Genomic DNA, 19,125 nt, shown 5'->3' with positions numbered 1-19,125 from the left:
CTTGCTGGAATCTGTTCAGCCCGCCACCTGCCGGAACGGGTCTAGCCCGAGGTCGATCAGGCGGCGCTCGCGCACCACGATCTCGGCCGTGGCGGTCATGCCGTAGCGCAGCGGGTAGCGGCTGCTGGCCACGGCGTAGTAGTCCTGCGCCAGCCGCACACGCCCCTCGTACACGGGCTGCTTGTCCGGCCCCGACGGCTTGGTGGCCGGCGAGATGTACTCCAGCGTGCCCGCGATCAGCCCGTAGCGCTGATACGGAAATGCGTTGAACTTGAGCTTGACCGGCAGCCCCTCGCGCAGGAAGGCGCGGTCGCGCTCGGCAATCTCGATGCGCAGCATCGGCCGGGCATCCTTCGGGGCGATGCCCCCGAGCGGCGCGTTGGCCTGCACCTTGTCGCCGCGCTGGGTGGAGGTGACGTCGGTAATCACGCCCGACACCGGCGCCACGATCAGCAGGAAGTTGTCCTTGTCGATGTTCTCGAACTTGATGCGCGCGGCGGCCTCGGCCACCAGGCGGGCAGTCTGCACCTGCAGGCGCAGCTTGTCCTCGGTGTTGCTGATCTCGCGCATCGCCGCGTCGTACTGGATACGCAGGTTCGCCAGCTCCTGCCCGCTGCCCTCCAACTGCGCGCTGGCCTGCGTGTATTGCTGCGACAGCCGCGCGTCCAGCTCGCTCAGCCGCGACTGCGCCACGCGCAGGTTGTTCTCGGCATCCTGGGTGATGGCGCGCTTGCCTTCCACCTGCGACTGCGACACGCCGCCGCCAGCCGGCAGCGCGAACAGGCGCGCGTAGCGGTCCTGCTCCTGCCGGGCGAAGTCGCGCGCCCGGCGGGCGTTTTCGAGATTGCTGCGCGCCTCCTGCAACTGCGCGCGCTGCTGCTCGGCCAGCCGCGTCGTGCCCTCGGCCATGCGGTTCTCGTGCTGGCGCGTGCCCAGCTCGATCTGCTGCTTGAGCGCCTGCGCGCGGCGCTCCATCAGCACCTTGCGCTCGGGAAACTGCTTCCATTCGCGCTCGGAGTCCTCCAGCTTGAGCTGCGCCTCCAGCGCACTGGCCGCCGCCTCGATCGCGCCGCGCGCGTTGAGCCGCGCCAGCACGTCATCTTTCGACACCGGCTGGCCTTCGGCCACGTAGAGGTCGGCCAGCTCGCCATCGACGGGGGCGTAGAAGCGGCGGACTTCCGACTCCGGCGCAAGCGTGCCGTGGGCCGTCACGATGACATCGGCATGGCCGAAGAAGGACCAGATCAGCGCGCAGATCACCAGCGCGCCGGTGATGACCACGGTCAGCATCGACAGCCGCCACGGCTCCGAACTCAGGATGGCGATGCCTTCGGCGCTGTGGTCCTCGAGCGCCTCGTTGAGGGGGCGCAGCTTGTTGTCGCGGGGATCCTCGCTCATCGCGCGCCTCCGGATGCGGTGGTGCTGGCGGGGGCGCTGGCACCGGCCGACGCGGCCTCCTTGCTGCCCTCGCCCACCAGTTCTAGCTTGGCGCGCAGCACGGCCGGGTCCAGCACCATGCGCAGGTCGTTGAGCGAGCGCCGCTGGAGGTCCACCTCGGCCTGGATCTCGTCGCGCACCTTGGTCCACTCGGCCATATCGCCGGCCTTGAGCTGGGTGTAGATGCGCAAGCCCTGGCGGGCATCGCCCTGCGCCTCGGCCAGCAGGCGGGCCTGCGCGCGGAACTTCGGCGAGATACCGGCCTCCAGCCGCTGTTCGCCCGCGATCAGCCCGTTGTTGCGGTACTGGCGCCACTGCGTGGCGGCGCGGTTCAGCAGCTGGTTGGCGCGCCGCAGCGCGGCCTCGCGGATCGTGTTGACGTCGGCGTCGATGGCCTTCACGTAATACGCATCGGCATCCGGGTCGAGCGCGGCGTAGAAGGCCAGCAAGGCGTCCTCATAGCCGCTGCTGCCCGCCCGGCCCTCCTTCACCTTGGCGAACTGCGCGGCCACCTGCTGCTTGTGCGCCACGTCCTTCGCCACATCGGCCGCCCACGGTCCGCTGTTAATCTGGCGCAGGGCGTCGATGGCCGCCGCGCTGTCGCCGCGCCGCCAGGCATCGTCGGCCAGCGCGTACTGGCGCTGCACATCGGCCGGTGGCAGCTTCTCCGCGCGCAGCGTCTCGTACTGCATCTTGAACGGCGGCGTGGCGAAGCTGACCTGCCGCATCTGGGCGACGAGCGGCCCCGTGGCGCGCTGGCGCAGCGCCTCGATCAGCGCCGTGTACTGCTTCAGGTCGCTCTCCACGGTGCCCAGCCCGGCCAGGCGCGGGTACTTGTCCTTGTAGTCGGCCAGCATCGCCTGCAGTGCCTCGGGTTGCTCGCGGGCCAGTTCGGTGGCGATGGCGGCATTGAGACGATCGATGGCAGTCAGATACACCGAGTCCTCGTTCTGGAGCCTGCGCAGGTTGCTCAGGCCCTCCGCATAGGCGTCGCGGAACACCGGCACCTGGTTGGCGATGCGGCCCAGCGCGCGCTGGTGCGCCACCGTGTCGGTACCCCAGCGGGCGACCAGCGCGCGGATGCGCGCTTCGTCGGCATACATGCGGATCGGGGCGTCGGGGCCGCCGCGTGCCGCCATCAGCCGCGCCACGCTGGTGACCCACTCCAGTTCGTCGATGAGCGCGCGGCCATCGGCGTTATGGCGGCTGTGGGTGCGCATCTCGGCCAGCACGGCATCGGCGCCGCTGAAGTCCTTTGCGCGCACCCGGGCGGTCCACGGCGGCACCCAGGCACGCATCAGCGCCTCGGTGCCGGTCGCCTGATACTGGGGGTTGTCCGGTTGCCGCGTCAGGTAATCGTCCGCCAGCGCGGCGGCACGGGCGTACTCGCCCTTATCCATCAGCGCGGTCAGCGAGCGGTCCGGCGCGCCGCGCCAGTACAGGTAGCCGCCGCCGATGGCCGCCAGCAGCAGCGCCACCGCGCCCCAGCGTGCCATGCGCGCCTGCTTGCGCCGGTCATCGATGCCGAAGGTGCGCGCCGCCTCGGCCAGCAGCATGGCCACCTTGCCGCGCGGCGCCGGCTTGTGGGCCGGGGCGTGCCCGCCGTCTGGCATCGGCTCCGGGTTCACCTCGTCCTCCTGCGCGGCGGCGTAGTCCACGCAGAAGATGTCGAGGAAGGAATCAGCGGCGCCGACGAAGGTGGTCTTGTCGGGGTCGACGCCCAGCGGGTCAACGGCGGCGGGAACGGCGGCGGCCTCCAGGGCAGGCGGCGGCGCCTCGTACACCACGGTGCGCGTGGCCGTGGCGTCGGCATCGTCCTCGCGCTCGATGTCCACGCGGTAGACGAAGTGGCTGCCGCCGAATGCAATCACATCGCCGGGCTCCAGCCGCACAGCCTGGTCCTCGAGCCGCACGCCGTTGACGAAGGTGCCGTTGGTGCTGCCCAGGTCCTCCAGCCACGGCGACCCCGCCTTCAGGAACAGGTGCGCGTGGCGGCGCGAGAGGTAGTTGACCTGATGCGGATAGTCGTCGCGATAGCGTGCAAACGTGTCATCGGCCTTGCTGACCAGGAACGGGAAACCCGCGACGACCACCGGCTGCAGGCCGATTTCCGGCCGGATCGGCGCGAGCGTGACTGCCAGGCGCGGCGGCTCCGGGGTCGGCGGGCGGGGATAGACGCGCACGCGGTACGACAGCGCCGCGCCAAAGCTCACCTCGTCGCCATCGCGCAGCAGTGCCGGCTGCTTGACCACCGCATCGCCATTCACGCGCGTGCCGTTCTTGCTGCCGAGGTCCGCCACGTAGACCGCGCCGTCCTCGGCAAAGATGCGCGCATGGCGGCGCGAAAGTACCGAGACCGTCTCCGCCGGATAGGCGACGAACGGCGCCTCGCCGCGGCCGATGGCGAACAAATCCTCCCCGATCCGGATCTCGCCGAGTTCGGGCCGGGACACGGGCATCAGCAGGACGTCGAACGCCTGCCCCGTTCTCACCGGCATTTCCATGATCAGGGCATCGTCGCGCGTCATGTTTCAACGGAACCAACAGTCGGGCCGGTGGCGCTGTGCCGCGCATGGCCGGATGGGCCGGCCATGGGGGTACGGGAGGTCACGCGTATGAACATAGTAGGCCACGCTTTTCGGGAGTCAATCCGCTGCGGTGCAGCGTTGCGCGAACGCACGCGGCAGGCGGGTTTCAAGGTTGAAACGCTTTGTGCGCGCGTGCGGCTAAGGCGCTACGTTCGCTGTCGTATTCGCACCGTTGGATGGCGCGGCATTGCTGACGGTGGTGCTCGGCCAGCCGCCACCGAGTGCCTTGTACAGCGTGACGGTATCGGCCAGGATTTGTTGGTGCGCCCCCAACAACGCCAGTTGCGCCTGGAGCAGCGAACGCTCGGTCTCGAAGACCTCCAGCTGTGACGCAATCCCTTCCTTGGCCTGTGCCTCGATCTGGGTGGAGACCACGCGCAGCTGATCCACCTGCTGCTGGAGTTCGATGCGCTGCCGCTTGTGGGCATCCACATTGACCAGCGCACTCTCCACTTCCTCGAACGCCGTCATGACCGTGCGGCCGTACTCGTTCTCCACCACGCCGATATTGGCTTCAGTGGTCTTCACGCGGGCGCGCACGTTGGGGTCGAGCATCGGCAGGTTGATGCTCGGCATGAAGCCGAAAGTGAAGGACTTGAGCAGGTCGGACAGCGCGAAACTGGCCGTGCCGCCGCGCGCCGTGAGGCTGATGCTGGGCAGCTGGGCGAGCCGGGCCTGGCCGACGACGTTGTACGCGGACAGCACGCGGTACTCGGCGGCGACGATGTCCGGGCGGCGTGCCAGCAACTGCGACGGCAGCCCGGCCGGCACGACGGGCAGCTTGACCCGATCCTGCAATCGGCCGGCCGGCACCTTGAAGTCGCCGGCGGGCACGCCGACCAGCGTGCCCAGTGCGTTCTCGGCCACGTCGCGCGAGCGGCGCAGCTCGATCAAATCCTTGTTGAGACGGTTGATTTCCGCCTGCTGCTGCATCACGCGGATCTGCGGCAGCAGCCCGTTGGCGAGCATCGCCTTGTAGGTGGTCAGGATGTCGTTGTTGCGCGACACGGTGAGCCGCTGCTGGGCGATCTGCTCGTCGAGCTGGAGCAGCGTGAAGTACGTGATCGACACATCGGACACCAGCGCCAGGTAGCCTGCGCGCCAGTCCGCCTCGGAGGCGCGGTACTCGGCGGTCTGGGCCTGCACGCCCTTTTCCACCTTGCCCCAGATATCGATGTCCCAGTTGACCGTGGCGCCCAGGTTGAAGGTGCGCGTCATGGCCTGGCCGGTGGTCTTGTCGAAACTCGCGCCGGCGCCGATATCGAACACGGGCAGCGCGCCGGCACGGGCTTCGCCAATCTGCGCGCTCGCCACGCGGATACGTGCGGCCAGCACGCGGATGTCGTAGTTGCCGGCCAGCGCCTTGGCCACCAGTTCATCGAGATAGGGGTCGCCGAAGCCTTGCCACCAGTTCGGCACGATGGTCTCGGCCGGCGATACGGTGATCGACTCCGTGCGCGACCAGTCCGCCTTGGCCGGCGTTTCCGGGCGCTTGTACTCGGGGGGGCGAAAATCGGCGCAACCCGCCATCAGCAGCGCGCAGAGCGCGGCGGCAACAGGTTTGGCCAGTGCGGGGGCCGGGGCGAAAGCGAACACGATGACTTCCTGCATGGAACGCCGTCGGACTCGTGCTGCCTGCCGTGGCGCTCGACTGTATTGTGGTGCGAAGCGGAGCCAGCTCCAACCTCGACATGTGTGCGGGGCGAAAAAAAAGGCGCCGGGACGGAGGGGTCCCCGGCGCAATGCTCCCCGTGCGGCTTGGGGCACCGTCGTTCGCGGTGCCCTGCCGATCTGAACCGGCGATAAATCAGAACACGTTGTTCGAGGCGGTCTGCGAGGTCGTCACCGTGTTCTTCAGGTGCTCCTGGAAGGCCGAGCCGTTGCCGAACAGGTTGTTGACTTCCTGCATTTGCTGGTTGCTCTGGTTGATCGTCGTGGTCTTGTCGAAGTCGATCTTCACCGGGTGATAGATCGAGGTGTAGGGGGCGAAGAGGCCGAGGCCGCCAGATACGGCGCTCATCTTCTTGGCGTCAAGGGTTTCGGTCGAGGACAGGTCTTGGATGGTCAGCGTGGTCATTTCAATTCTCCTAGAGAGGAAGAGGTAAGGCTTGGTTGGGTTGAGCATCGGGTTGGTGTCGCGCTCGGTTGTCATATCGCAGCAAGCGTGCCAGCCCGTGCCAGAAGACCGAAAAAAACCCGCCAGCGCCGGCGGGTCAAGGCTTTGCAGATGAGCGCGTCACACGGCATGGGGGGTGGCGGGGCCCCGGCCTGTTGGTGGCGGCACAACGGATGCGGGCCAACTGTCTGGCTGGCGCCAACATCGCGGACGAAAAAAAGGCGCGCATCGCTGCGCGCCCCGTGGAGCAGGCGTTCCGCCCGCCTACTTCACATAGATCGTGATCTTCTTCGAGTACACCGGCGGACTGGTCGGGATGTGCTTCTCGTCGCCCATCAGCAGTTGCAGCGTGTGCTTGCCCGGCGCCAGCTCCACCGTGGTCTCGGTCTCGCCCGCGCCGAAGTGCAGGTGGTTGCGGTCGTTCGGAATCTCCTTGTCCATCGGCGGCAGGTCCACATCGATCAATAGATGGTGGTGGCCGGTGTTCGGGAACTTGACGTCCTTGGGCGCCACGCCCATGTTGCGCAGCCCGAACCAGACCTTGACCGGCTTTCCGGCTGGCAGGGTCTGGTTGTTGTTCGGATAGCCGATATAGAGATAGGCGTTCTTCGGCGCCGGCGTGGGGCCGCTGGCCGGGGTGGCCCCCGCGGCCGATGCCGCCGTGCCGCCATGCGCGGCATGGCCGGCCGAGCCGGCGGGCGCCGAGGCATCGGCGGCCATGGCACTGCCTGCCCACAGACAGCCGGCGGCAAGAACGATCACTGCGGCGACTGGCTTCGTCATGGCTTCCCTCCCCTGCGCGGCGATCATCGCGAATGTGCGCTCACCGCACGGTGATCGTGATCTTCTTCGAATAAATCGGCGGATCGAACGGCACGTGCTTGCTGTCGCCCAGCAGCAGCTGCAGCGTGTGCTTGCCTGGCGGCAGTTCGATGCGCGCGTCGGTCTCGCCCGCGCCGAAATGCAGGTGGTTGCGGTCGTTGGGAATTTCCTTGTCCATCGGCGGCAATTCGGCGTCGATCAGCAGGTGATGGTGGCCGCAGTTGGGGCGCTCGACACCCTTCGGACAGACGCCCATACCCTTCAGGCCCATGCGGACCCAGAGCTTGCCGCCGTCGATGACGGCGCCGTCGCCGGGCCAGATGATGTACGTCTCGGCGTTCTTCGGGGCGGGGGTCAGCGGCGTGGCAATGGTGGCGTAGGCAGCCAGTCCCGTGGCAAGCACGGCGGCCGCGAGCACGCGGAGCGGGGATCGTCTGGACATACGCGGCTCCTCCCGGAGATCTGTCCGCTTCACACGGTGCCCGCGCGGGGACACCGGCGAGGCGAGCGGGCAGCGGATCTTGATTAGTGTTGTGGCGGCAGTGCGCTCGGCGATGTGTCCTCAAGCGTAGGTCGGAAGATCGGAAAAAGCGAACGGAAGCTAACCGGGCGGCCTGGCACGGCGCGGCGACCTTTCACGCCACACCTGCTGTGCTATCTTGAAACGAGCCGGATTGCGTCACGGCAACTCCACACCGCGCGCTGCGCAGCACCCACGGGGCCTGAATATGTGGCGGAAAACTCTTGTCGTGTCATGGATTGGCAGTGCTTTGCTCGGGGGCGGCGCGTTCTGTGGCGCCCTCGGTGTGGCGGGTACGATGTTCGCCACGTCGGCCAGCGCCGGCATCCTGCCGAAGAACAGTGACGAGCAGTACGAACTGTCGTTCTGGGACTCCATCAAGAACAGTAACTACGCGAGCGACTACGAGGCGTATCTGAAGCAATACCCGAACGGGCGATTCGCGGCGCTCGCCAAGTCTCGCATCGAGCGCATCAAGGCCACGTCTCCCGCCCAGCCCGCCAAGCCCGAGCCGAAGGTGGAAGCCAAGCCGGCCCCGACGCCCACCCCGGCGCCGACACCCGCCCCGCCGCCTGCCGCACGCGCCCCGGCCACACCCGCCACACCGCCCGCCACGCCACCCACCGCCAACCAGCCGCGCTCGCGCAGCGGCGGGCCCATCGCGCAGGGCACCGTGACCTATGCGAACGAAGGCAAGGAAGGCGCCCCCGCCACCGCGCCGGCCAAGCCGGCCGAAGCCAAGGGCGGCGAGATCCGTGACTGCCCGGCCTGCCCGGTACTCGTCAGCGTCAGCCCGGGCGGCTTCACGATGGGCAGCAGCACCAGCGACCCCGCCGAGCGTCCGCCGCACCGCGTGACCATCAGCCAGCCGTTCGCCATCGGCAAGTTCGAGGTGACCGTCGAGCAATGGAATGCCTGTGCCGATGCCAACGGCTGCCCGCGCATCGCCACCAATCCTGCCGAAGCGAAGGCCGCCCCGGTGCGCGACGTGAGCTGGGATGACACCCAGCAGTACCTCGCCTGGCTCACGAAGACCACCGGCAAGACCTATCGCCTGCCCACCGAGGCCGAATGGGAGTACGCAGCGCGCGGCGGCACCAGCTCCGCCTACTGGTGGGGCGACCAGATGCGCAAGGGCAACGCCAACTGCAAGGACTGCGGCGAGCCGTGGAGCGATGCCGCGCCGGCCAACGTCGGCTCGTTCGCGGCCAATCCGTACGGCCTGCATGACATGAACGGCAGCGTCTGGGAATGGGTGGGCGACTGCTGGCACAGTTCGTACAAGAACGCACCGGTCGATGGCCGCGCCTGGGACGAGGCGGCCTGCACCGCGCGTGTGATCCGCGGCGGCTCCTGGCGGGAGGGGGCGACCTACATGGTGTCTTCCACGCGCTTCAAGTACAGCACCAGCGTGCGCCAGTCGCAGAACGGCTTCCGCGTGGCGCGGGACATGAAGTAGTGGACTTGAAGTAGCGGGCTAGCGGGCGCTGGTCGAAATCTGCACGAGGTCCGCGCTGATGCGGTCCCGGCCGTACTTGCCGGCCATCTGCGCGAGCGGCTTGTCGAGCGCCCGCAGGTATTCCTGCCGGGTCTCGAACTCGGGCCGGCGCGACTCGAACAGCGGCGCCGGGGTGGTCAGCAGCACCACCAGTTCCGTGCCGAATGGCCGCGAGACCACCCACTCCCCCGCCTCCCCGATCGTGGCGCTATAACTGGCCGGCGCCTGGTGCCCCGGAATGCGCTTGCTGGGCACAAGGTGAGCCACCTTGCCATCGACGACGAAGTAATCGACGTAGACATAGGTCTCCTGCCCCGGCGTGTTCAGGTCCATGATCAGCGGCGTGCCTTCGGTCAGCTTGTCGCTGCCCCGGGTGCGCACCACGGCACCGCCAGGCTTGTGCCCGGACCAGTACGGCGCCACCAGGCGCACCACATCGCACTTGTCGGCGGCAAGCGGCTGGGCATCGAATTTCAGGGATTTCACACCGGGGATGGCGTTCAACTGGTCTCGCAGTTTGCGCGTGACCGTATCCGCGACGTAGCCCTCCACACGCAGCGTGCCGCCATCGACGGCAGCCGTGAGCAGCGAGCAAGGCGCGGCTGCCAGCACGGGGGTGACGGCCTGCAGCGTGAGCTTGGGTTCGGGGGCTTTTGGTGCCTCGGCAGCTTTCGGGGGTGCAGCGGTTTTCGGCGGCTCGGCTTTCGGCGGCTCGACAGCGGCCGGCTCGGTCGTGCTGGCCTGGGTGGCTTCCGTCGGTTCCTTCGGCTGGGCCCCCATGCGCCACACGTAGTAGCCCAGTCCCGCCACGAACGCGGCGCCCGCCAGCACGCCGCCTATCGCCATCGGCACGCTCGACGTCGGCCGCGCCGGCTCGGCGCCCAGCCCTTCCAGGAAGCGCTTCACGGTGGGCGTGCGCGTGGCCCGGTCCAGCGAGAGCGCCTGGCGCAGCGTCTTCCACTGGTTGCGGCTGAGCACCTTCGGCGGCGTCGGCTTCATGTGCGAGGCGCGCGCCTGGTTGGCCGACATCCGCTCGTACGGATGCTTGCCGGTCAGCAGCTCATAGGTCACGCAACCCAGCGCGTAGATATCGTCACGCGGATCGGGCTCGCGGTGCTCGAACATCTCCGGGCTGGCGTAGGCCGGCGTCATGCCGCCCAGCGAGCCGGGATCGAACACGGTCTGGTCCGCGTCATCGGTCGGCTGCTGGAAGCCGCGCGCGATGCCGAAGTCGATCACCTTGACCTCGCCACGATCGGTCAGGAACACATTGGCCGGCTTGAAATCGCAATGCACGAAGCCGCGCTCGTGTGCATAGGCCAGCGCCCGGCCCATGCCGACGATGATCGGCAGCGCCTTGGCGTACGGCAGGCCGGCGAAATCCGGCGCGCGCAGCACGCGGTTGAKGGACTTCCCGGACAGATATTCCATGGTCAGGAAGACTGTCGGGCCATCGCGGTCGAAGTCGTAGACGGTGACGATATTCCGGTGCGCCAGCGTCTGCGCCTTGCGCGCCTCCCGCTGCAAGGCCATCAGGGACTTGGGGTGCCCGCTGAACTGGAGGTTCAGCACCTTGATGGCGATATAGGGCTTGCGGTCCGACGCCTCGAGCTTGCGCAGGTCGAGCGCCTTGTAGACCGTGCCCATGCCGCCGATGCCCAGGCATTCCTCGAGCACGAAGCGGCCGTTGAGGGTATCGCCAACGCCCTTGCTGGCCCCGGCGGTGACATAGCCACCGGTGTTGCCCGTGCTGCCGGTGTTGCCGCTGTGGCCCGCGGAGGGATGGGAGGAGGCGGAAGGCGACGTGGGCGAAGACGAAGACGAGGACGATGGCGATGGGGGCGCGCTGCGGTCCATCGGATCGGGCGCCATGCGGGTTTCCTCGCCCAGCGGCTCACGCATGGCGTCCCCGATCGGGTCGAACTGCGTGGCCACGCGCGACTCGATGCGGCGCATCACCTCGGCATAGACGCCAGGCGGCAGCGGCGCGCGCGTGTGTTCTTCACTGAGCACGCGGGCGAGCTGGGTCGGCTGTGTCTGGTCGTCCTGGAGGGCCAGGTCGACTGACGCAAGGAACTCGTCACGCGAGAGGCCACCGCGCTGGAAGTTGCGTATCAGGTCGGTCAGGCTAGACATCAAATGCGATCCCGACGAGTGGTTGCGGACCGGCGATGCCGCTACGTCACGAACCATCGCCCACGATGGATACTAGTGCGCACTCTGTCCAACCGCAAACCCGGTACTGCCCGGGTCGTTGGCCCCGCCCCGACAGGCACGGCCGATCTGTTGGCGGCAATCCACCACTCTCCCCTGCCAGCGGCACCGCGCGCCGGCACCGTGCCAGCCCCGACCTCCCCGCAACGCCTTATCCCACGCGGTTTCCCAACTTTTTTCGATGTGCCGGGCCTGCGCTGGCACGCTTGCTGCGATATGACAACCGAGCGCGACACCAACCCGATGCTCAACCAACCACCAAGCTTCACCCTTCCTCTCTAGGAGAACTGAAATGACCACGCTGACCATCCAAGACCTGTCCTCGACCGCAACCCTCGACGCCAAGAAGATGAGCGCCGTATCCGGCGGCCTCGGCCTCTTCGCCCCCTACACCTCGGTCTACAGCCCGTTCAAGCTGTCCATCGACAAGCACACCGAGATCAACCAGCAAAACCAGCAAATGCAAAGCGTGACGAGCGCGTTCGGCAACGGCTCGGCCTTCCAGGACCACATGAAGAACACCGTGACGACCTCGCAGACGGCCAGCAACAACGTGTACGGCCCGGTCTGAGCCCAACGGTCCCGGATCAAGGAGTCCATCATGTCTTCGATCATCGTGCGCGACCTTGCCGCCAGCAAGGAACTCGACCGCAAGTCCCTGTGCGCCATCCGTGGCGGCAATAGCTGGCTCGCCAAGGCCGGCAACATGGGCCCGCTGGCCAACGTCAACATCAACATCAACCAAAGCGTGCAGCAGCTGCAGCAGGTGAACGTGGCTGCGTTCAACAACAACACGCTGGTCGGCGTGGACCTGGGCAACATCAAGCTCGGCGTCAACCCGTCGCAGTGGGGCGGCAACTGGGCGGCGGCCTGACCGGCCACCCTCCAGTGGCGGTGCCGCCACGGCGGCACCGCTGGCCTATACTGAATCGGGCCCGCGCCTGCCCCGGCGCCGCCCGGCCGGCCCCAAACAGACCGGCCATGGCCAGGCCCAAAAGCTGGAGAACGCCATGGCAGTAATCGTCATCAAGGATTTGACGGAGAACATGGACCTCGACCGCGAGGCCATGACCGCCATCACGGGCGGTGCCCGCACCGGAGGCGGCCGCCACTGGCAGGCCCACCGACGTGCGCAGGCGCGCCTGATCCAGTATCCGGAAGGCTTCCCGGGCCAGCCCGAAGCGTCCGGACAGCATGCAGGGCAGGAACGGGTGACCGGGAAGCTGTCGCGCAAATAGGCGCGATACGCCCCGGCAGACAAAGCAAGGCAGTCGCTGCAAAGAAAAGCCCGCCAGACAACTGGCGGGCTTTGGTTGCGGACGGGCCCGGACCACCTGGGTCAACGTCGCCGGCGAATTCCGGTCATTCCTGAGCCAAGCATGTTTTCCCATGGTTCCGCCCATGACGCGGACGTCCATCCGGACCACCCGGATAGTCGAAGAAAACCTGGCAGTGGCATCAATGACCGCAATGCCGGGGGCGAGCGGCAAGCTAACCTTGCCGAAGGCGAATCATCGGGAACGATGGGTGTCCGCCCCATGCGGGCATGGATTGCTCGCGCTCTGAGTATAGGCAGGACGCCCCCGCTTTCAAGCGAGACGCATTCGCAAGTGGCGCCGGATGATTGCCGTGATCCATATGTGCGCGACACATCTCGTTACGTTTCGCACTGCAACAAAAATTTAATTGTTCTGCTATACTGCGCGCCGTGAGTTTCGCACTGTGAGTTCCGCAAAACGCCCGGCAATCCTGCCATGGCGTACCCGCTACCTCCCAAGCTCTGCACCCCGCCTCTGTCCTCCAGATGTTCCGTGACAGGTGTTGGCCAGAACGCACCGCTCACCAGACGTCGCCTCGTCTCCGATCCTGATGAACAGCCTGTTTGCCTGCGCTGTTTGCCTGCCAGGGATTAGTAGCCGGTTTATTTAAAAAACCAGCCGCCCACCCTGCCTGCCGCCGTGTTGCCAGCTGAGTCTGTCGAACGGCCTACCGATTGGCGCCGAAGCCTTTTTTAAGACTTTGCACTGCGCCCACCCCTTTGCGCATGACCGCGGGGGTGCCATGCATATTTAATAAGCACGACATGACCCAGCACGATTTCCGTGCGGAGCAATCTTTTGCCTCCGCCACCGACGCATCCGCCACGCCCGCCGACATCAGCCCGCTCGACAAGCTCGACGCCATGCTGACCGCCGGTGACGCGCCCGAAGCGTCCGCAGCACCCGCCCAGGCAGCCCAGCCCGTCGACATCGCCGAAAACGGCTTTGCCAAGCTCGGTCTGGACGAAGCCATCCTGCGCGCCCTCTCCGAACTGAACTACCTCACGCCGACGCCGGTGCAGGCCCAGGCCATTCCCCAGTTCCTGGCCGGCCGTGACCTGCTGGTCTCGAGCCAGACCGGCTCGGGCAAGACCGCCGCGTTCATGCTGCCCGCCATCCAGCGCATCAGCGAGAAGGCGGCCCCGAATCGTCCGCGCAGCGACGAACCCGTCAAGCGCATGAAGGGCAAGCGCCCCCGTCCGTCGCCGGCCCAGCCGTCGCTGCTGGTGCTCACGCCGACACGTGAACTGGCCCTGCAGGTGACCGAGGCTGCCGCCAAGTACGGCCGCCATCTGCGCCGCATCGTCTGCGCCAGCATCCTGGGCGGCATGCCCTACCCGAAGCAGCTGGCCATGCTGTCGAAGATGCCTGACATCCTCGTGGCCACGCCGGGCCGCCTGCTCGATCACATCGAGGCCGGCCGTATCGACCTGTCCGCACTCGACATGCTCGTGTTCGACGAAGCCGACCGCATGCTGGACATGGGCTTTGCCGATGACATCGACGCCATCGTCGCGGCCACGCCGTCCACGCGCCAGACGCTGATGTTCTCGGCCACGCTCGACGCCCGCATCGCCCAACTGGCCTCGCGCCAGCTGCGCGACCCGCAGCGCATCGAGATCGCCGCCGTCCGCGCCGACCAGAGCAACATCGAGCAGCGCCTGCACTTCACCGACGACATGTCGCACAAGGAGCGCCTGCTGGATCACCTGCTGCGCGACGCCTCGCTCAAGCAAGCCATCGTCTTCACGGCGACCAAGCGCGATGCCGATTCACTGGCCGAACGTCTTTCGGACACCGGTTTCTCGGCCGGCGCCCTGCATGGCGACATGACCCAGGGTGCGCGTAACCGCACGCTGACCGCCCTGCGCCGCGGCAACATCCGCGTGCTGGTGGCGACCGATGTGGCCGCACGCGGTATCGACGTGCCCGACATCACCCACGTGGTGAACTTCGACCTGCCCAAGCAGGCGGAAGACTACGTGCACCGTATCGGCCGTACCGGCCGTGCCGGCCGCTCGGGTATCGCGATCAACCTCGTGAACCATGGCGACATGTTCCAGTGGAAGCGCATCGAGCGCTTCACCAACCACCGCATCGACGCGTCGGTGATCGAAGGCCTCGAGCCGCGTCGCCAGCCCAAGCCGCGTTCGAACTTCGGCGGCAAGCCGGGCGGCAGCGGCGGCGGCTACCGTGGTAACAGTGGCACCGGCGGCGGTTATCGCGGCGGCAACAGCGGTAGCGGCGGTGGCTACCGCGGCAATGGCGGCACCGGCGGCGAGCGCAGCTTCGGCGACCGCAAGTTCGGCGGCGGCGAAAGCCGTGGCTTCGGCGATCGCGGCGGCTTCGGCAACCGTGAAGGCTTTGGTAATCGCGAAGGCTTCGGCAACCGTGAAGGCGCTGCGGCGGCACCGCGCGACGGCAACCGTGGCTTCGGCGACCGTGGCCAGCCGCAACAGCGTCCGTTCGGCGGCGAGCAGCAACGCAGCTTCGGCGGCGAGCGCTCGTTCGGCGACCGCAGCTTCGGCAACCGCGAAGGTTTCGGTAACCGCGAAGGCGCGAACCGTGGCGGCTTCGGCGGCAACCGTGAAGGCGGCGCTCCGCGCGACGGCAACCGCGGCTTCGGCGATCGCGGCGGCTTCGGCGGCCAGCGCAACGGCAACACCCGCTCGCGCTACGAGCGTTGATCGGCTGACCGGGTGACCGGTCGCTACGATCCATGAAGAACGGCACCCTCGGGTGCCGTTTTTTTTTGCCTGCGTGCGATGGAATCGACGTCCGGGCCTACACCGCGCAGGACCGGAAGCCGACGAAGGAGACATCGTCCTCGGGCAGCAGCGCCGTGCGCGCCCGGGTATGGCGCTGGCGCGCCGGGCTCGCGAACGAGACGCCGCGCACGGCCTGGTGCGTGCCGAAGCGTCCCACCAACTCCAGGTCAGCCGGCTGCGCCACAAAGCCCGAGTAGGGCTCGTAGGGTGTGGCCGTCCACTCGCGCAGCGCGCCCCATTGCAGGCCACGATTCTGCGTGGCTGCCAGCTCCCACTCCACTTCCTGCGGCAGCCGCCGGCCGGCCCAGACGCACCATGCCTGCGCCTCGAACAGCGTGACGTGGCGCACCGGCTCGTCGGGATTGAGCGTGCGCTCCGCGCCGAAGCGCGACACCATCCACGCCCGCGTGACCAAGTGGCGCGACCAGTAACGCGGCGCCGAGCGCTCCTGCGTCATCAGCCATTGCCGCCCCGCCGCCGACCACCACGACGGGTGCTCGTAGCCGTGGTCTTCGACAAACTCAAGAAATTGCGCATTGGTGACCAGCGCGCCGTCCATATCGAACGCGGGCACATAGGTCTGCTGGGCCGGCAGCTCGTCCGGCAGCGCGAGGCCGTCCGGGTCATGCCAGCCCTGCGTGAAGCGGCCGCCCGGGAAGTGCAGCGTGCCGTTGTGCGAGACGGAGATCGACGGGCCCACGGCAGCCGGCTCGGCCGGCGCCATGCCCAGCGCCTGAAGCAGCGCGGCGATGGTCTCGCCCTGGGCATCCTCATGGAACAGCGCCCGGCGAAACGGATAGAGCGTGACATCTTCGTCGTCGGGCAACAGGGCGATGCGGCGCAGCAGGCCGTCCAGCACCTGCGTGGCGTACTGCTTCACGCGTGCGACATCGGGCAGCACGATTTCCCAGCGCTCGTCCGGGCCGATGCGGTCCGGGTCGAACCATTCATCGGCGCCGTCGAGCAGCGACGGCTCACTGGCCACCGGCAGCCGCACCCCACCCCGTTCGAGATGGCGCACGCCGCGCAGGCACCACCATTCGGCATGCCAGGCGATGTGACCGAGGGTCCACAGCGGCGGATTGCAGTCGTACTGGCGCGTGACCATCCAGCCCTTGCGGGTCTGGCCGAAGGCTGCCAGCCACGCCAGCGTGCGATTGCGCGACTCCACCAGCGCCTGCGCCAGCCCTTCGCGCGGCAGCCGGCGCGCGTCAGCCCACGTCGCCTTGCCGCCAGTGAAGTGAAGATCGGGAAGCATGGAGAAGCCGCTCATCGACAGATCCGTGACAGAAGGTAAAAGGGATGCCGGGGCCACCGGCTGCGCGCATTATGACACTGGCGCGACGATGGCCCTTCCCGGGCATTCAATCCCCTGCTTGGGCTGCGGCTTCTGTCGCGGACCCGGCCGCGACGGTCAGCCGCGCGCGTGGAACACCGCGAACCAGCCGTTCGGGTCGGTCCAGCACACCGGATCGGTGAAGCCGGCCGACTCGAGCAGGATCGAGAAGTCCTCCGGACGATACTTATAGGAATCCTCCGTATGGATCTGCTCCCCGGCCGCGAAGCGCCGCTCGCCGTCGGCCCAGCGCACGGTTACGTCGCGCGTGGCCTCCAGATGCATCTGCACGCGCGAGGACCGGGCGTCGAAGCTGGCCGCATGGCGCCAGTCGTCAAGCGCGAAGTCGCTGCCAAYGATGCGGTTCAGGTTGCGCAGCACGTTGCGATTGAACGCGGCGGTCACGCCGAGGGCGTCGTCATAGGCCGACACCAGCGTCGCAGAATCCTTGAACAGATCCACGCCGATCAGTACGCCGTCGCCGCGCCCGGCCGCCGCGCGCAGGCGCTGGAGCAGCGCGAGCGCCTCGATCGGGGCGAAGTTGCCAATGCTGGAGCCGGGATAGAAGAACAGCCGCCGCCCGCGCCGGACGCCGCTGGGCAGGTCGAGCGGGCCGCAGAGGTCCGCGCCCAGGCCCAGCATCGGAATATGCGGATTCTGCTGTTGCAGGCCGGTCAGCGTGCCGCGCAGGAACTCCACGGAAATATCGAGCGCCACGTACTGCGCTGGCTGGAGGCTGGGGAACAGCCGCGCGGCCTTCTCGCAGTTGCCCGCACCGAGGTCGATCAGCACGCAGCCGCTGCCGGCGCGCGCCGCAATGGCGGGCGCCGAGGTGGCGAAGATCGATGCTTCGGTGCGCGTGGGGTAGTACTCGGGCAGGTCGGTAATCGCCTCGAACAGCCGGGAACCGAGCACATCGTAGAAAAACTTCGGACTGATGCTGGCCGGATGCCGGGTCAGGCCAGCGACGATCTCGGCGCGCAGGGCGCCGCTGTCCTCGTGGTACTGCTGGACGAATTCGGGCTGGAGCGCCGCCGGGGCATGGCCATTGCCATTGACGATGACCGGGGATGGCTCGGGCGCGAGTGTGGGGGCGGGGGCGTGGTGGTTGTGATTGGCTTTGGAGAGAGGTCGAGTTGGGTTCAGTGGTGTCGTAACAGCCGGCATGACGCTTCCTTGTTGTCGATGGGGCACTACGTGAATCCCTCAAAACCGCCATGGCTAGCGCCAGGCGACCGTCATCGGAGTCCGCGCCTGTGCAGTCTGACGCGCACCGGCCGAAGCCAGTCCCAATAGGATAGGTGCATATCGATATGCGTGCAGGATGCCTTGCATCGACTTACATCCGCTGACAATGTCGAAATCTCCACCCAAAAGCCTCATGTTAGATACATTCAAATGGCATGTAGGCTGCACAACATTTTTCCTCGCATTTCGCTTATAATCCCGCCCAGCGCGACCGCTCATGCAGTATCTGCGGACGCGTCCCTTCAAAGGGGAGTAGCTTGGGGGCCATTGCCCTTAGCACAATCGTCATTCCGAGACGCGACCCGTCTCCGGTTGTGCTGACCCTGCCGCGCATTCCGCGTCTGTGTGTCGAGCAAGACCTTTGCAACCTGGTTTCACGTTGCAAAGGCGTTTCCAACTCCCGTGCTTCGTGATCTCAGGTGAACAAAAACCCTTGCGGGCCAAATTGGCTTGCAGCTATTCGTTCGTACCCGAGGAGAGTTCATGGAGTGGTTCACCGATTTGTTCACGATGCAGTTTCTGACGGCGCTGCTGTCCATCGTCGTCATTGACCTGGTGCTGGCCGGGGACAATGCCATCGTGATCGCCCTGGCGGCGCGCAACCTGCCGCCGCATCTGCAGAAGAAGGCCATTGTCTGGGGTACCGTCGGCGCCGTAGTGGTCCGTTCGGCCATGACCATCGGCGTGGTCTGGCTGCTCAAGATCCCTGGCCTGATGCTGGTGGGTGGCCTGGCGCTGGTCTGGATTGCCTACAAGCTGCTGGCCGCCGAGGAAGATGGCGACGAGCACGGCGGCGGCGCCACCACGCTGGTGGGCGCGATGAAGACCATCATCATCGCCGACGCGGTGATGGGCGTGGACAACGTGCTGGCCGTAGCCGGCGCCGCGCACGGCAGCTTCCTGCTGGTGGTGCTGGGCCTGCTGATCAGCATCCCGATCGTGGTCTGGGGCTCGACGCTGGTGCTGAAGCTGATGTCGCGCTTCCCGATCATCATCTACCTGGGCGCCGGCGTGCTGGCCTTCACGGCTGTGCACATGATCGTCAAGGAGCCGCTGATCAAGACGTACTTCGAGACGCATTCGATCGTGCAGCTTGGCCTCTATGTGCTGATCATCGGCGGCGTGCTGGGCGCGGGCTACCTGACGCAGAAGCGTCGCGTGCGCACTACCCCGGCCGAAAGCCACTGACGCCAGTCAGACCCCGGCGCGCGGCAGCCCCCTGCCGCGGCGCAGCAAAAGACCGCCTCCGGGCGGTCTTT

The 19,125-nt window shown here is 67.2% G+C and carries 15 protein-coding genes; 6 read left to right on the top strand and 9 right to left on the bottom strand.

What is annotated here, in order from left to right:
* Nucleotides 1-15: 15 nt before the first annotated feature.
* From AC1DP9_RS01505 to AC1DP9_RS01480, 6 genes are all read right to left on the bottom strand, one after another.
* Complete coding sequence (locus tag AC1DP9_RS01505; RefSeq protein ID WP_092290284.1) at nt 16-1,398, bottom strand: beta-barrel domain-containing protein; 1,383 nt, start codon at nt 1,396-1,398, stop codon at nt 16-18.
* Complete coding sequence (locus tag AC1DP9_RS01500) at nt 1,395-3,965, bottom strand: FHA domain-containing protein (RefSeq protein ID WP_477106427.1); 2,571 nt, start codon at nt 3,963-3,965, stop codon at nt 1,395-1,397. The genes AC1DP9_RS01505 and AC1DP9_RS01500 overlap by 4 nt, the downstream gene beginning before the upstream one ends.
* Before the next feature lie 198 nt (nt 3,966-4,163).
* Nucleotides 4,164-5,636, bottom strand: coding sequence for an efflux transporter outer membrane subunit (locus AC1DP9_RS01495; RefSeq protein ID WP_092290288.1), 1,473 nt, complete (start codon nt 5,634-5,636; stop codon nt 4,164-4,166).
* A gap of 196 nt (nt 5,637-5,832) precedes the next feature.
* Entirely contained in the window at nt 5,833-6,102 is a 270-nt protein-coding gene (locus tag AC1DP9_RS01490; protein WP_092290290.1) for a hypothetical protein, read from the bottom strand.
* Nucleotides 6,103-6,405: 303 nt separating this feature from the next.
* Nucleotides 6,406-6,924: a DUF4399 domain-containing protein gene (locus tag AC1DP9_RS01485; RefSeq protein WP_255370667.1), complete on the bottom strand. Its 519-nt coding sequence runs from the start codon at nt 6,922-6,924 to the stop codon at nt 6,406-6,408.
* A gap of 40 nt (nt 6,925-6,964) precedes the next feature.
* Nucleotides 6,965-7,405 carry a DUF4399 domain-containing protein gene (locus tag AC1DP9_RS01480; RefSeq protein ID WP_477106426.1) on the bottom strand — a complete coding sequence of 147 codons (441 nt, stop codon included), beginning with the start codon at nt 7,403-7,405 and terminating at the stop codon, nt 6,965-6,967.
* 286 nt (nt 7,406-7,691) lie between these two features.
* Between AC1DP9_RS01480 and AC1DP9_RS01475 the strand changes: the two genes are divergently transcribed.
* Nucleotides 7,692-8,942 (top strand): formylglycine-generating enzyme family protein, encoded by a 1,251-nt coding sequence (locus AC1DP9_RS01475; protein ID WP_092290296.1) that lies wholly within the window; start codon nt 7,692-7,694, stop codon nt 8,940-8,942.
* Nucleotides 8,943-8,960: 18 nt separating this feature from the next.
* On the opposite strand, the gene AC1DP9_RS01470 is transcribed toward AC1DP9_RS01475, so the two are convergent.
* Nucleotides 8,961-11,117 carry a serine/threonine protein kinase gene (locus tag AC1DP9_RS01470; protein ID WP_477106425.1) on the bottom strand — a complete coding sequence of 719 codons (2,157 nt, stop codon included), beginning with the start codon at nt 11,115-11,117 and terminating at the stop codon, nt 8,961-8,963.
* 370 nt (nt 11,118-11,487) lie between these two features.
* On the opposite strand from AC1DP9_RS01470, the gene AC1DP9_RS01465 reads away from it, so the two are divergent.
* The 4 genes from AC1DP9_RS01465 (at nt 11,488) to AC1DP9_RS01450 (ending at nt 15,201) form a co-directional block, all read left to right on the top strand.
* The gene (locus AC1DP9_RS01465) at nt 11,488-11,766 is read left to right on the top strand and encodes a hypothetical protein (RefSeq protein ID WP_092290298.1); all 279 of its coding nucleotides are present in this window, start codon (nt 11,488-11,490) and stop codon (nt 11,764-11,766) included.
* 30 nt (nt 11,767-11,796) lie between these two features.
* A complete protein-coding gene (locus AC1DP9_RS01460) occupies nt 11,797-12,069 on the top strand; it encodes a hypothetical protein (RefSeq protein ID WP_092290299.1) in 273 nt (90 codons plus the stop codon).
* Between the two features lie 136 nt (nt 12,070-12,205).
* Nucleotides 12,206-12,433: a hypothetical protein gene (locus AC1DP9_RS01455; RefSeq protein WP_255370669.1), complete on the top strand. Its 228-nt coding sequence runs from the start codon at nt 12,206-12,208 to the stop codon at nt 12,431-12,433.
* An 845-nt stretch (nt 12,434-13,278) separates the two neighbouring features.
* Nucleotides 13,279-15,201: a DEAD/DEAH box helicase gene (locus AC1DP9_RS01450; RefSeq protein ID WP_092290300.1), complete on the top strand. Its 1,923-nt coding sequence runs from the start codon at nt 13,279-13,281 to the stop codon at nt 15,199-15,201.
* Nucleotides 15,202-15,298: 97 nt separating this feature from the next.
* On the opposite strand, the gene AC1DP9_RS01445 is transcribed toward AC1DP9_RS01450, so the two are convergent.
* Together AC1DP9_RS01445 and egtD are read right to left on the bottom strand one after the other, a co-directional pair.
* Entirely contained in the window at nt 15,299-16,555 is a 1,257-nt protein-coding gene (locus AC1DP9_RS01445) for an SUMF1/EgtB/PvdO family nonheme iron enzyme (RefSeq protein WP_477106424.1), read from the bottom strand.
* A gap of 141 nt (nt 16,556-16,696) precedes the next feature.
* Nucleotides 16,697-17,785, bottom strand: a complete 1,089-nt coding sequence (gene egtD / locus AC1DP9_RS01440; RefSeq protein WP_477106423.1) for an L-histidine N(alpha)-methyltransferase — start codon at nt 17,783-17,785, stop codon at nt 16,697-16,699.
* Nucleotides 17,786-18,349: 564 nt separating this feature from the next.
* On the opposite strand from egtD, the gene AC1DP9_RS01435 reads away from it, so the two are divergent.
* A complete protein-coding gene (locus AC1DP9_RS01435) occupies nt 18,350-19,054 on the top strand; it encodes a TerC family protein (RefSeq protein ID WP_092290303.1) in 705 nt (234 codons plus the stop codon).
* The last annotated feature ends 71 nt before the right edge of the window (nt 19,055-19,125 follow it).

The organism is Cupriavidus sp. 01L43 (assembly GCF_056399925.1).
This window is presented reverse-complemented; position numbering and strand designations above follow the sequence as displayed.

Coding starts and splice junctions, on each gene's coding strand:
- AC1DP9_RS01505 (WP_092290284.1), bottom strand. CDS start 1,398: ATGAGCGAGGATCCCCGCGACAACAAGCTGCGCCCCCTCAACGAGGCG.
- AC1DP9_RS01500 (WP_477106427.1), bottom strand. CDS start 3,965: ATGACGCGCGACGATGCCCTGATCATGGAAATGCCGGTGAGAACGGGG.
- AC1DP9_RS01495 (WP_092290288.1), bottom strand. CDS start 5,636: ATGCAGGAAGTCATCGTGTTCGCTTTCGCCCCGGCCCCCGCACTGGCC.
- AC1DP9_RS01490 (WP_092290290.1), bottom strand. CDS start 6,102: ATGACCACGCTGACCATCCAAGACCTGTCCTCGACCGAAACCCTTGAC.
- AC1DP9_RS01485 (WP_255370667.1), bottom strand. CDS start 6,924: ATGACGAAGCCAGTCGCCGCAGTGATCGTTCTTGCCGCCGGCTGTCTG.
- AC1DP9_RS01480 (WP_477106426.1), bottom strand. CDS start 7,405: ATGTCCAGACGATCCCCGCTCCGCGTGCTCGCGGCCGCCGTGCTTGCC.
- AC1DP9_RS01475 (WP_092290296.1), top strand. CDS start 7,692: ATGTGGCGGAAAACTCTTGTCGTGTCATGGATTGGCAGTGCTTTGCTC.
- AC1DP9_RS01465 (WP_092290298.1), top strand. CDS start 11,488: ATGACCACGCTGACCATCCAAGACCTGTCCTCGACCGCAACCCTCGAC.
- AC1DP9_RS01460 (WP_092290299.1), top strand. CDS start 11,797: ATGTCTTCGATCATCGTGCGCGACCTTGCCGCCAGCAAGGAACTCGAC.
- AC1DP9_RS01455 (WP_255370669.1), top strand. CDS start 12,206: ATGGCAGTAATCGTCATCAAGGATTTGACGGAGAACATGGACCTCGAC.
- AC1DP9_RS01450 (WP_092290300.1), top strand. CDS start 13,279: ATGACCCAGCACGATTTCCGTGCGGAGCAATCTTTTGCCTCCGCCACC.
- AC1DP9_RS01445 (WP_477106424.1), bottom strand. CDS start 16,555: ATGAGCGGCTTCTCCATGCTTCCCGATCTTCACTTCACTGGCGGCAAG.
- AC1DP9_RS01435 (WP_092290303.1), top strand. CDS start 18,350: ATGGAGTGGTTCACCGATTTGTTCACGATGCAGTTTCTGACGGCGCTG.